This window comes from Nonomuraea sp. NPDC003754 (assembly GCF_053605785.1).
Map to the genome: position 1 here is coordinate 1 of NZ_JBSGJX010000087.1, position 12213 is coordinate 12213.

Below are 12213 nucleotides of genomic sequence, written 5' to 3' on the forward strand. Positions count from 1 at the left end.
ATCGCGGTGCCAGCGCAAGACGGTATCCGGCCGGACGAGCAGCCGTACCCGGCGCAGGATGTCGCGTGGCAGCGACGTCAGGAGGGCGGCGAGAACGGCTCGATCCTCGGGAGCGAACCTCACCCAGGTGTCGTCGCCGAGTTGCCGTTCAAGCACGGTGATCTGATGGCGCAGGGCGAGTATCTCGATGTCCTTGTCCCGATCGCCCATCGGCAGCAATCGCAGCGCGGCGAAGGCGTTCGTGACGGCCAGATAGGCCAGGCGAAGGAGCACGACCGGTCATCCTGCCGCACTGACTCCTCTTCAGGAATTGAAGCCTGCCTACCAGAGAAGCCCTGCAAGGCCGTGACCTGGACGGATGGAATTATCGGCAGGCGCAGGGCCCGGCCCAACGCGGAGAAGCGGTGCGCCACACCAGCGAGTTGCCGGTGACCAGCGCCGACATCAGGGAGTAGTACTGCTCTATTCCTGGCATGACACGTAAGGGTCCTGTGGTCCGCGTACGGCCTTGATCGAGAAAATGTCGAGCATACGGATTCGCGGCCGGTCGTCTTCGCCTGCCGGTCAGGACCGGCCGGCTGAGGTCCTCGGATAGGGTCCACGGGTGAACGACGCCCCCATCATCCTGCTCGGCGGCGCTTCGGGGACCGGCAAGAGCCGGGTGTCCTATCCCCTGGCGCGCCGCCTGGCCTCACCTATCGTCGAGATCGACGACATCGTCGAGGCGCTGCAGGCCATGACCACGCCGGAGCAGCTGCCCGCGCTGCACTATTGGCGGGCCAACCCCGAGGCCGTCCACCTGCCTCACGAGCGGATCGTGGAGATGCAGATCTCGGTGGCGCGGGCGCTCGTCCCCGCGGTGCGGGCGGTGGTCGCCAACCATCTCGAGACCATGACGCCGGTGGTCGTCGAGGGCGACTACCTGTTGCCGTCCACGGCCGCAGAGCTGGACGGCGTGCGCGCGGTCTTCCTGCACGAGGGCGACGAGGAGCAGATCGCCGAGAACTACCGGCTTCGCGAACCCTCGGCAGGGGCGCAGCACGGGCGGGCCGTGGTGAGCCGCCTGTACGGCGACTGGCTGGCGTCGCAGGCCCAAGCGGCTGGAGTGCCGGTCGTTCCCGCCCGCCCCTGGGACGACGTGCTCGAACGGGTGGCACGGGCGCTCAACCTCGCGCCGCCCGCCGTCTGATCCTGCCGCCGGGCTTGTGGACCGGCACGCGGCGCGCCGATCGGTTCACCTGTGCGTCCAGCGGAAGAGGGTAACGCCTTCGGCGGTGAGCCAGGTGCCGTCCCCGAGCGGGTATGCAGATTCGTGCGCGGGCATCGGGTAGCGTACCTCCCCGCCGAGAGTGTCGATCAGGACGTGCCTGGCGTCCTGCGGCGTTTCGGTGTAGAGCGTCGCGGTGGCGATCACGGTCGCGACACGGGCCGCGATGTCGGAGATGTCGCCCAAGGCGTCGAGCTGCTCGTCGGTCAGCAGGTCGATCAGGTGTCGGCGCACGGATTCGACATGGAGAGGGGCGGCCTCTTGGATGGCGCGCCAGCCGCCCTCGCTCAGGACGATGACCGCGCCCCTGCCGTCCGTCGCGTGCACTCCTCCCTGGACACCAGGCCGCGCTCCTCCATCCGGCTGATGTGCCTGGACAGGCGGCTCTTGGACCACAGCACGCGATCGGCCAGTTCCTGCAGCCTCCAGCGCCTGTCCTCCCTGGCGGTCAGTGCGGACATGACGTCGTGGTGGGGCGCAGGAAACCCTCTCCGACCTGGCCCGTCGCATCCTAGGTACAGCTCACCGTCGCAGGATGAAGGAGGATGGCGGCGACGCCGACCGGGCACGATCAGCGGCATGATGATCAGCGATGACAGGAATGCCGCGCTGCGCCTGGCGCAGCAAGCCCATGAGGTCGGCCGTGCATCTGGACGCCAGCTCTGGCGGGAGGTGCTGCTGTGGAGTGGATCAGCCGCGGGCGACTCGGCCGGAGGGCAGGCTGGCCCGCCATCCCGCACTTAGGTACTGTCCAGCCCGGCCTGGTAGATGGCCAGCACCTGGCTCGCGTCGGCCGCGCGCATCGGGCGGACCTCCAAGCCGGGGCCGATCGCGGGCTTGACCGCTTGAACGATGGCCGAGCGGACCCCGTCGCCGTGATCAGCCGTGAGAGTTACCGTGGTGCCGACGAAGCCGGTCATGCGCAGCAGGTCGCGGTACTCGGCCACCTTCAGGGAGCCGGCGACGCAGCCCACCCGCTGCTCGGCCGCGGCGCGCCGTGTCGGGTCGAGTGCGCTTTCGGTCACCATGTCGCTGATTCCCAGCCGTCCGCCCGGGCGTAGGACGCGGAAGGCCTCGGCCAGCACGGCCGCCTTGTCGTCGGACAGGTTGATTACGCAGTTGGAGATGACGACGTCCACCGACTGGTCCGATAGCGGGATGGCCTCGATGGTGCCGTGCAGGAACTCGATGTTGGTTGCGCCGGCCTCCGCCGCGTTGCGCCTGGCCAGCTCGATCATGTCGCCGCTGGCGTCCAGTTCGTGGGCCTTGCCGCGCGTCGAAAACGACTCCTCCCCCTGGCTGGAACGTCCCCCCGGGATGGGAGCCCCCAACGATTGGGACGGCCCACCGCCGGACTGGCCCGACGCCCCGCCGTACTGGCTGTGGTGGAAGGAGCCAGCAATCCTCGCGCCACCGGGAGCGCGCGGTGCTCACTCGCCGTCGATAGCCCACGTCCATGGCTCTTCCGGATCGAGTCCTCATCGTTTCGCTAGGTTTGGTATTTCCCGATCAGGGGGCCGGTAAGGACATCAATGGTGCAGGCAGGGAGTGTTCATCTTGATGAGGAGTTCGATAGAGGCCACGTCGGTGCTGGCGGGGCGCTATCGGCTGGATGCGCTGATCGGCAGGGGTGCGGTGGCCGAGGTGTGGAGCGGCCGCGACCTGACACGTGACAGGCCGGTGGCGGTCAAGCTGTTCGCCCCCCAGTTGGCGGACCCGGCGGTGCGTGCGCGTTTCGTGAGCGAGGCCCGCATCGCGGCCCGCGTGGTGCACCCCAACGTGGTGAGCGTGCTCAACGTGGGCGAGCATGACGGGCGGCCGTTCCTGGTGATGGAGCTGCTGTCCGGGCGGAATCTGGCCACCGAGATCGCCGAGCGGGGACCGTTGCCGCCAGAGGAGGTACGCCATCTGATGGGCCAGGCCGCCGCCGGCTTGGATGCGGCGCACGGGGCCGGGGTGGTGCACCGCGATATCAAGCCCGGCAACCTGCACCTGACCAGCAGCGGACTGCTCAAGGTGGTGGACTTCGGCATCGCCCGGGTAGCCGGAGAGGAGGCGGGCAGGCTGACCGCGGCCGGCACCGTGGTGGGCACCGCCGCCTATCTGTCGCCCGAACAGATCCTGGGACACGGCGGGAGCGCCGCCGCCGACCTGTACGCGCTCGGCTGCGTAGGCTACGAGCTGCTCTGCGGGCAGCCACCATTCTTGGGTGTCCCGATCGAACTGATCTACCAGCATCTCAACCAGCCACCGGTGCCGCCACGCCGGCTTCGGCCGGACATTCCCGCCGACCTGGAGGCGCTGGTGCTGTCGATGCTGGCCAAGGAGCCCGCCAGCCGCCCCGCGAGCGCGGCACAGGTACGACATGCCCTCGCCTCCGCAGGCCTTCGACGCGCGCCGGGCGGCACCGCCCTGCTCGAGGTGCCAGACCCGGACACATGGCCTGGACAAGACGCGCCCCGGCGACGGTCCGCTCCGCGCCGCTACGTGACCCTCGCCGCCACCTCCGCCGCGCTGGTCGGCACCCTGCTACTGGCGACCCTGACCAACGCGGTCCGGCAAGGCGCCACCCCGACGCCCTCCGCGCCGCTCACCACATCCCCGGTCACCGCGGCGTCTTCCGCGCCGAGCATGTCCCCGTCCGCCGCGCCTACCAGCCCGCAACCGTCACCAACGGCGCGGCCCGCCACGTTAGCGGCACTGGCCTGGCTCACAGCATTGGAACGGGCGCTTGCCGCCCAGCAGCGGCAGGGCGGCATCGCATCCGACGCGGCCCGCGAGGTTCGCAACCGCATCGCCGAGGCGCGCAAGAACCTCAACGAGGGCAAGATCGACGAAGCGCGCAGGCACGTTCTGGATCTCGGGACGATGCTCGCGGCGGTGCGAAGAGACGGCAAACTGGCCGATGGCCCTCTGGTCACGTTCCTGACCCGTTCCGGCATGCCTCTCCCCCGGATCGACGAGCAGCCCGATCAAAGCCATCCCGGCAAGGGCAAACACAAGAGACGCAAATAGTGCCCGCACTGGACACCTCGCGCCATCCTCTCCCTGCCGCAGCGGCCGCGGCCGGGGGCACGTCGGTGAGCTTGCCGCCGAAGCGGCAGAGCACGCCCTGGAACCGCCAGTACTTCTCGGTCGGCGCGCCGCGCTCGTCGACGCGCCCATCGGGGCTGTAGTGATGAGGCCATGCCGGTTCGGCAGACGAGAGACGGGCGGTAATGGGGTTAGCGGAACTCGACCTCGACATCGTGCTCGGAAAAGATCTTCAGGAGTTCGTCCAGTTCGACGCTCGGTCTCCAGTTGCGCAGGCGGTGGCTCGGCCGGTCATAACCCGGGACGAGGCGGCGGCGGGCCACCTCGGAGTGGTGCCAGAGGAGCCGGAACGGGCTGGCAGCACCCCATTTACCCCTAAGGCAGTCGTCTAGAGCGTCGAGGTTCCAGCCGAAGTAGCCGCCGGGACCGTTGATCGCCTCCCCGATGGCGCAGTAGAAGGCGTCAATGTCGGTGACGAAACGGCCGTCGAGGTGATACGTCGTTTCAGCCGGTTTGTCGGGCAGGCCCTGAGGATGGTGTCTGAGCGCCAGGCCGGACCATTCGTGCTGTAGCAGCCGGTCGTAGCGTGTCCATAGGTTGGGTTCGGCCGGACCGCCGTCGTACCACATCTGGAAGATCTCGCGGGCGCCGCTCGGCGTCGGCTCCTCCATCCCGTCGTCGAGGGCGATGTCCAGCAGGGCGGTGCCCAACCTCGACGGGCGGGCGGTGACGACGGTGGCCGACAGTAGCCCGACTCCTCCGGCGATCAGGCCGTCGCGTTGGATGGCGATGATGGATGCCGTGATCTTGCGTCCCTCGACGGTCCCTGCCAGCGCCGCTTCGGGGCGGAAGCCAATCAGGGTCACCGGCCGGACGGGCGCGGAGGGCCTCTTGCGAAAAACTCCGGCGACATCCAGGCACTCGCCGAGCTTCTCGTCATCAAGCGCGGCGAGGCGGAATCCTGTTACGTCCGGCTTCTCCTCCGGCAGCCCCCACTCCGGAAGCAGCCGGACATATCCGCGCAAGTCGAGATCTACCATGCCCTCCTGCGTTGCCGACGGGCGCTGACCGACCACGGTGACGTCGATGAGCTCTTCCACACAGGTGCACCCGTGCTCGTCCTGCAGGCATTTGGCGGGCCGCTGCTGCGGCCGGTGGAGGGGAAACAGGGCAATACTGGGCAGCCAGGCCCGCTCGGTCCCCACATGCCCCAACGCCTCCCGCAGCGGACCCACCGGATCGCAGCCGAGCAAGGTGAACGTCTCGGGTGGGGGGACGGGCTCGGGGTCTGCGAAGAGCCCGTCGATGTCGTGGCACACGCCCAAAGTGACGTCCACGTCACCGGTGTACTCGTCCAGCAGCAGCCATCGCGCGTCCGGCAAAGCAGGAGTTGTCATCGCGACAGACCTTAACCGCTGATCTTCTCCTTTGCTCCGGTTGGCGCTGATGGTGATCTATCACGCATAGCGGGCTGTGACGGTGAGGCCACCCCCGCGTTCATCGCGAGCGCCGCCTCCACCGCCCTGACGGTGGCCAGGATGCATGGAGTTGATGCCGTGATCGAGCGGGTGACGAGACGATCCGGGCCGCTGCGAGAGTGGATCTCCACGAGTCGTTCGGTCACGCCGAGGTGCCGGCCGCCCGCCACCCGGGTCGCGCCGATTGGCGGAAGGGTTCCTAGCCAGAAACTTCGGCGAACCCGTACGCGCCCGGATCAACCAGCAACACCACTTGGTCTGCTTCGACGTCGTACCCGAGCATAGGACGACCGTGATCACCTTCGGGGGTCAGAAGCACCGACTTCCCAAGTCGCCGCCCGATCAGGGTGAAGAACTCAAGCAGAACGTCCAACCGCTCCTGCCCTTGCAATTCCCTCAGATCAACGTCGAAATCGATGGACTCGGCGCTGTACGCGCGAAAGATCGCTAGAACCTCTGGTATCGGCCAGACTCTCAGGTCCGCCGCCCCTGCCCCCTCCGCAACCATCTCGGCCGCTGTCGGTAGAGCCAAGGATTCATCGTCTCGGACATACTCGCTCTTCCAGCGTTGAGACCGAACGAGGTCGAGGAGCATGTGCCAGTCCTCGATACTGGTCCCCTCCACCACCCCATCGGGCACACCCCGTTGTACCCGGTGTCGAAGAGGGGCTTGACGTCATCCCAGAGCAGATCAGGCATGACCCCATCGTCTCTCAAGCATTGCCTCCGACGGGGGGCACTCCGACTCCGGGATGATGCCAAGGGCGTGCTCGTCACCGAAAGTCCGTAGATGGCCGAGGTAGGAGCCTGATCATCCTGCCCGCCATCGACCCGGGGGTAAGCCGAGCAGACCGGGGCTACAGATGCCAGGTCGTTCGTCCGAGGGGCGCTCCGTCTGGTACCCGTAGCACTGGCTCGCTTCCCCTTCGGGGGTCGACGGCAGCATCGGGATGATCGTGCAGGGCGAGGGCCGCGGGGTCGCGCGTGACAAACTGCCCTCGTGGTCGAGGATCGTTCGTCAGCGATTAATCACTGGCTTGCGGTGTGGGAGCTGAGCAGCTTTTACGCACGCGACACCAGCCAAGGGGAGGGGCGTCGGGCGTGGGCCGAGGCGGCTATGTACGCCCTTGCGCGAGCAGAGGCCGAGGGCATGGACCAGACCAGCGCCGACGTCAGCCGGTTCCACCTTCGGGCGAACGTGATCATCGGTCTCGGCTCCAACGGAAGTCCTCTGTGGAACCCTGATGCGCTCGGAGTCGATATCCTCCAGGCCCTCCCGCTGAGCCGAGAGCAAGCCGCGGCATGGTCCGTCGCCTGGAGCGATCAGCCTCTACCGAAGATCTTAATGCTTCGCCGTTGCAAGAACCTGGTCAACACGGCCAAAGCCATTCGCGAGCACCTGACGGAACCGACAACCGCTCGCGAGATTGACCAGTGGCTCACCCTTTGGACGCAGCTCCCGTAGGGCGATGAAGCCGCAGTAGACCGGGCCAACCGCGCGGGCGGGTCGGCGGCAGGCGGGATGGTCAGATGGGCGGAGATGTACGCGGGGTGCGCGCGTCTGGGTCCCACGCGAGTAGCAACGACCTCAGAACATGTGGAGATCACGACGTAGTTCTTCGAGCATAGGCGGCAAAGCGACGCCCACAGGGGCTTTGGCGTAGCCCGGAAAGCCTCCCCAGGCCAGCGAGATCCGCAGATACTCGACAAGCGTGACGCCCTCGCGATGGATGGCGCCGATGAGCTCAGGATCAGCAGACCGGCTGGGGAGGCGGATGTCTTGCTCAGCGCCGCTTTGGTTCGCCTTGTGCACTTCATCCGGCGCGAACGCGAAGGGGAAGCCCTCCGAGTGGAATGCACAGCGATCCTCCTCCTCCGGGTCCGAGCAGGCGCACCCCTCTTCAAGGTCTCCGCCCCACGACTTCCACTCGCTCCATAGCTCACGCCCTGAGGGCAGATACAGGGGGTCCGGATAGAATCCCCTCTCCTCGCTCAGCCGAGCATGGTAGTTGACGTGCGGCAACGCTACGCCTCCGTCGCCGCAGAGGTTGACAGAACCGACGATCTCCAAGCAGGCGCGCAGGGCGATGGGAAGCGGGCCGATCACCGTCTCTGCTCGTCTGACCGCTTCTTCGCCCGCGGTGTCCGCAGCGGCGTGGAAACCGCACGATGCCCCGAGGACGACGGCCGATTCGCTCATCCACCACGCTCTATCACGCAGGAGAAGAGCCCCAGCTCACGGCACTGGTCGGGAGTCTGGGGGCTTCTTGTTGTTCCGGGTAGCCCATGCCTGTTGTCAGCACCGTGCTGACGTTGAAATGATCCGCGATGACCAAATCCGGCGGCCGTCCTCGTCGCGCCCCTCCGCCAGGCCTTCGGTGACTTCTCGGAGCTCTCAGAGGTGGCTGGACCTGCGGAGATCATGATTATCCTGATTGCCTTACGGGGAAGATGCCGGTGATGACTCTTGCTCCGGCCGTGGCCGTAGCCGTGAGAGCGGCGCCTTATGTCAGGACCGTCACGGTCGCTCTCGACCTCTCGAGCCCCCGGATCGGATTCCAGGTTGACCACATGGCGAACCAACCGCAGATGCCCGCCGCACCCAGACCTTCCCCTCCGGCCCCTTCAGCGCTCCCGGTGATCCACAGACCGGCGAACGCACGGCTGCTGAGCATCCTGGTCGCCGCCGAGCATGTGGTCCTCTATCTGGTCTCGTTCGTGCTGGTGGCCGTAGGGGTGGGCATTCTGGTCCTGATGTGTTTCACGATCATACGAGGCGATATGTCCGGGGCGGAGAAAATCATCATCGTCCTCGAGGAGCTCCTCCTCGTTCTGATCGTTCTAGAGATATTCGTGACGGTGCAGACCCACCTCGAGGGGGGCCACCTCCAGCTGGAGCCGTTCATCATCGTCGGCATCATCGCGATCGTGCGGCACATCCTGTCGGTGGTCGTCAGGCTGAGCATTCCGGTGACCGCGGCCCAGAACCGTGAGCAGCTCATAGAGCTGGCTGTCTACGCGGGGTGCGCCTTCGTGCTGGTCGCCGCGCTGGCTCTCGCACGGTGGTCACAGCGACGTCCCGGCCCATCTCGCGATGGGCAGGGTAGTCGCTCGGACACGTCCGTTCCGCCTCAGTGAAGGTTTCACGAAGCCTTACCGAACGATTCTCGACGATCATCCTTGTCCCGATTCGAGGACCGATCAGAGCCCTCAGGAAGATCGCCTGTCGTCGGCCGGGCCGTATTTGTCATCGGAGAAGCGCTTGATGACGCCTTCCCGAACGGCCTCTCTCAGGGCGGCGCCGAAGCGGCCGGGGCCCCACCAACGCCCGCCGACCACCTGCTCCAACTTGTCGCGCGGCACGGGCCCCTGCTGGTCGGCTGCGCGGGCCAGGTCCTCAATCTCCTGATCGCGATCGCGATCCGCCATCGCGGCGTACCTCGACGTCGTGCCTGTGGTGGCAGCCATGCCAGGCGAGTAGAACGAGTTACCAGGGCCGGGGCGGAATCGCCTGAGCCCGCTGCACTCCCAGTCCCTGCGGCGCGCACTGCGCAGCTGGATCCGTTCGTCGCGCTCGTGCAATTGCCGCCTGCCTTCCTCGGACAGGCCCGCTTCTCTCTCTGCCCGCACGAGCGCGGCCTGCTGGGCCGGGTCTGCCTCGACTTCCTCGGCGGTGAGCGGCATGGCGATCTTCTCCAGCGACTGCTGCTCGGCGCGGACGCCGAAGGCCAGCTCGGCCACCCCGCCCAACGCGACAGCCCCGGTACACCTGACGAAAGCCGCCTGATGTTCAACGGAGTGCACTGCGGCAAGCAGGTCCTGCGGAACTGGTACGTGAACAACGGGCTCGAGGTGCCAGTCCGCAAGCTGATCGCCGACCGCGTGCTCAGGAGCCGGTGGCCGAAGCTGGCACCACTCCCGCGCGAGTTCCTGCCGGTGATGCCGGACCTGTACCGCTCCCTGAGCGAGACCTGGACGGCCGAGCGCCTCTGGAACGCCCCGGACCTACAGGCCGCCAGGCAGGCCGTTGCCCGCCTCATCGGTCAATGACGGCACACGACGGCTGGCACTCCGGCATGATCTCCTCGATGTGGCGGGCCGGCGACGCCACGGAATCTGGGCGAACGGTGGATTCATGGGCGGCTTGACAGACGACCCCGACTTCCTGACGACGACGTTCGTGGTCATCGACTTCGAGGCGACGACCCCCAAGGGCTATCCGGCCCAGCCCATCGAGGTCGCCGCTCTCGCACTCCGCTACGAGCAAGGCGCGTGGACGACGGTCGGCACCAGTTCATCTCTCATCCAGCCGCCCGCGTTCGCCCCGGTCACGCCAACCGTTACGGCCCAGACCTGCCTGACCCCCGAGCAGGTCAGGCAGGCCCCAAGTCCGGCCGAAGCGCTGGGCGCACTGGATCGGCGGTTCGCGGCGGGCAACCGGTACCTGCTGGTGGCTCAACACGCCGCAACCGAAGCCAACATCATCTACAACCAGCGCGAGCACTGCCCGGCGCTGGCTCGCATTGACCTTCTCGACACCATCCCGCTTGCCAAATACCTCGTCCCAGGCCTGCCGAATCACAAACTCGACACGCTGCTGGCGCACTTCGCCATCAAGCAGCCGACGGATCGCCACAGGGCCTACTCCGACGTCGAGGTCACCGCGCAGGTGTTCGTCCGGCTCATCAGCGCCGCGGACGAGGATGCTCAGCTCAGCGACCTCGCGGCTCTGGTGAAAATCGCAGGCCGCACGGCCAAGTGCAACAGGCCCGCCCAAAGCGGACTGTTCGACATCTAACCTGCCGACGGGAGAGGGCACACACGAAACCGGTCTGAGAGAGGACGGCGCTCATCATGACCTTGCCGCCACTGGCCGTACGGTTGCTGCTCAGCCCCGGATTCTTTCTGTCGCGGCCGATGCCCCGGTCGCCCTCGGTTGCGGCAGGGCTCGGTGCCGCTGCCCCCTTTCCTGGATTTTCTTCGGCGCGGATGTCAAGACTGACGCTGTTGTTACGACTCTGCTGTGAGGCGCTCCCATCAGGGGAGCGGCCGATGGCAAGGAGTCGACATGGGAACGTTGGAGAAGAAGGCGGCATTGGTGACCGGCGGGTCGCGGGGGATCGGGCGAGCGATCGTGGTGAGGCTGGCTCGTGAGGGCGCGGCAGTGATGTTCAGCTTCAACCGCGACCAGGCGGCGGCTGAGGACGTGGTGGCTGAAGTGGCGGCCTTTGGCGGGCAGGCGATCGCGGTACGAGCGAACCAGGGGCGCTTGGAGGACCTGAAGTACCTGTTCGGTGAGGTCGACCGGAGCCTGGCCGGTTTGGACGTGGTGGTCAACAACGCGGCGATCAATCCGATGGGGAACATCTGCGACGCCGCTGAGAGCGACTTCGACGAGGTGATGGCCGTCAACGCCAAGGGGCCGTTCTTCGTTATCCAAGCCGCTGCCGAAAGGCTCGGCGAGGGTGGGCGGATCATCAACATCTCCTCTGCCGGTAGGGTGCCGGGTCTGGCCTTGTACTTCGCCAGCAAGGCGGCGCTGGAGGCGATCACCGCGGTCGCCGCCCGCGAGTTCGGCTCCAGGGGCATCACGGTCAACAGCGTGTCCCCTGGCGCCACGGACACAGACATGATGCGCGCCGCAGCCGGGGAGAATCTGGAGCAGGCCATCGAGCACGTTGTGGCCCTGACGCCACTGCAACGGCTGGGACGCCCGGAGGACATTGCCAACGTCGTTGCCTTCCTGGCCGGGCCCGACTCGCAATGGATCACAGGTCAGAACCTGCGTGTCTCTGGTGGCCTGATGATCTGACCTGCGGTCGGCGGCGAGCTGGACGCATCATGGGGCCACTACGCCCTGAACAAGCCCTGCCGTCCGTCGATCCGTCGCCCCGCGGCGCGCATCGCGTCCACGGCCAGGCCGGCGGCAGAGCCAGGCCAGATCGCGGCTGGTGAGCATGTCGAGCAGGCGGCTGACTGCGAGGCGCCGGCCTAGACACCGCCGTGGGCGGCCCGCTCACCCCCCGGCCGACCTGCGTGGCCTGACCCCGTTGTTCTGGCAGCACGTACGCCCCACGGCGAGGTCAGGCACGCCCGGCTTTCGGCCAGTACTACGGCAACCCTGTGGGTGCCAAAAATGGTGTCACCCTAAGCGACCTGCGCGTACTCATGGATCAGGCCGCCGAGGCGGTCTCTGCGAACCAGCCGAGTGCGGCCCGCCGGTGGGGGTGGATCGGGCCTGTACCGCATCAAAACTCATCGCATGGAGCTGACCCGGTGGTTCACCCCGTTGGCCATGTGGCTCGCGCACCCCCGAGTCCTGGATCCGTGGTGCGCACCGGGTCACGTCCACGGACGTGGTGTATGAATCGATCTTCGCGTGATCCTGTTTCTGCAGGTTAAGCGGTAAGTGTCTGCGGGAGTGGGTTCTGGGCT

15 protein-coding genes are annotated in these 12213 nt (G+C 67.0%); 7 read left to right on the top strand and 8 right to left on the bottom strand.

All coding sequences use genetic code 11. The features are described 5' to 3' along the window. Positions 1–273: hypothetical protein (locus tag ACWEVS_RS45165; protein ID WP_452557280.1), on the bottom strand; the 273-nt coding region annotated here is incomplete at its 3' end. 331 nt (positions 274–604) lie between these two features. Here ACWEVS_RS45165 and ACWEVS_RS45170 point away from each other — a divergent pair. Continuing rightward, positions 605–1189 carry a hypothetical protein gene (locus ACWEVS_RS45170; protein WP_452414702.1) on the top strand — a complete coding sequence of 195 codons (585 nt, stop codon included), beginning with the start codon at positions 605–607 and terminating at the stop codon, positions 1187–1189. A gap of 45 nt (positions 1190–1234) precedes the next feature. Here the strand turns inward: ACWEVS_RS45170 and ACWEVS_RS45175 are convergent, their stop codons facing one another. The 3 genes from ACWEVS_RS45175 to ACWEVS_RS45185 all read right to left on the bottom strand — a co-directional run bounded on the left by ACWEVS_RS45175 (position 1235) and on the right by ACWEVS_RS45185 (position 2505). Then, positions 1235–1594 carry a hypothetical protein gene (locus tag ACWEVS_RS45175; protein WP_452557282.1) on the bottom strand — a complete coding sequence of 120 codons (360 nt, stop codon included), beginning with the start codon at positions 1592–1594 and terminating at the stop codon, positions 1235–1237. Then, on the bottom strand, positions 1555–1728 hold the full coding sequence (locus tag ACWEVS_RS45180) for a MarR family transcriptional regulator (protein WP_452557284.1): 174 nt from the start codon (positions 1726–1728) through the stop codon (positions 1555–1557). Before ACWEVS_RS45180 ends, ACWEVS_RS45175 begins: the two co-directional genes overlap by 40 nt. 279 nt (positions 1729–2007) lie before the next feature. Next, the gene (locus ACWEVS_RS45185) at positions 2008–2505 is read right to left on the bottom strand and encodes a methyltransferase domain-containing protein (protein ID WP_452557286.1); all 498 of its coding nucleotides are present in this window, start codon (positions 2503–2505) and stop codon (positions 2008–2010) included. 310 nt (positions 2506–2815) lie between these two features. Here ACWEVS_RS45185 and ACWEVS_RS45190 point away from each other — a divergent pair, with 310 nt between their 5' ends. Continuing rightward, positions 2816–4282, top strand: coding sequence for a serine/threonine-protein kinase (locus ACWEVS_RS45190; protein WP_452557288.1), 1467 nt, complete (start codon positions 2816–2818; stop codon positions 4280–4282). A gap of 209 nt (positions 4283–4491) precedes the next feature. Here ACWEVS_RS45190 and ACWEVS_RS45195 read toward each other — a convergent pair whose 3' ends face one another. Further along, positions 4492–5697: a barstar family protein gene (locus ACWEVS_RS45195; protein WP_452557290.1), complete on the bottom strand. Its 1206-nt coding sequence runs from the start codon at positions 5695–5697 to the stop codon at positions 4492–4494. 280 nt (positions 5698–5977) lie between these two features. Beyond that, a complete protein-coding gene (locus tag ACWEVS_RS45200) occupies positions 5978–6373 on the bottom strand; it encodes a hypothetical protein (protein ID WP_452557292.1) in 396 nt (131 codons plus the stop codon). 405 nt (positions 6374–6778) lie between these two features. On the opposite strand from ACWEVS_RS45200, the gene ACWEVS_RS45205 reads away from it, so the two are divergent. After that, a complete protein-coding gene (locus ACWEVS_RS45205; RefSeq protein ID WP_452557294.1) occupies positions 6779–7243 on the top strand; it encodes a hypothetical protein in 465 nt (154 codons plus the stop codon). Between the two features lie 123 nt (positions 7244–7366). On the opposite strand, the gene ACWEVS_RS45210 is transcribed toward ACWEVS_RS45205, so the two are convergent. After that, positions 7367–7978 carry a hypothetical protein gene (locus ACWEVS_RS45210; protein WP_452557296.1) on the bottom strand — a complete coding sequence of 204 codons (612 nt, stop codon included), beginning with the start codon at positions 7976–7978 and terminating at the stop codon, positions 7367–7369. Between the two features lie 437 nt (positions 7979–8415). Between ACWEVS_RS45210 and ACWEVS_RS45215 the strand changes: the two genes are divergently transcribed. Then, positions 8416–8916 (top strand): phosphate-starvation-inducible PsiE family protein, encoded by a 501-nt coding sequence (locus ACWEVS_RS45215; protein WP_452557298.1) that lies wholly within the window; start codon positions 8416–8418, stop codon positions 8914–8916. Positions 8917–8988: 72 nt separating this feature from the next. Here the strand turns inward: ACWEVS_RS45215 and ACWEVS_RS45220 are convergent, their stop codons facing one another. Then, a complete protein-coding gene (locus ACWEVS_RS45220) occupies positions 8989–9519 on the bottom strand; it encodes a hypothetical protein (RefSeq protein ID WP_452557300.1) in 531 nt (176 codons plus the stop codon). A gap of 45 nt (positions 9520–9564) precedes the next feature. On the opposite strand from ACWEVS_RS45220, the gene ACWEVS_RS45225 reads away from it, so the two are divergent. The 3 genes from ACWEVS_RS45225 to ACWEVS_RS45235 all read left to right on the top strand — a co-directional run bounded on the left by ACWEVS_RS45225 (position 9565) and on the right by ACWEVS_RS45235 (position 11590). Further along, entirely contained in the window at positions 9565–9828 is a 264-nt protein-coding gene (locus tag ACWEVS_RS45225; RefSeq protein ID WP_452557302.1) for a hypothetical protein, read from the top strand. Positions 9829–9913: 85 nt separating this feature from the next. Then, positions 9914–10576, top strand: a complete 663-nt coding sequence (locus ACWEVS_RS45230) for a 3'-5' exonuclease (RefSeq protein ID WP_452557304.1) — start codon at positions 9914–9916, stop codon at positions 10574–10576. Positions 10577–10846: 270 nt separating this feature from the next. Beyond that, positions 10847–11590, top strand: a complete 744-nt coding sequence (locus tag ACWEVS_RS45235; protein ID WP_452557306.1) for an SDR family NAD(P)-dependent oxidoreductase — start codon at positions 10847–10849, stop codon at positions 11588–11590. The last annotated feature ends 623 nt before the right edge of the window (positions 11591–12213 follow it).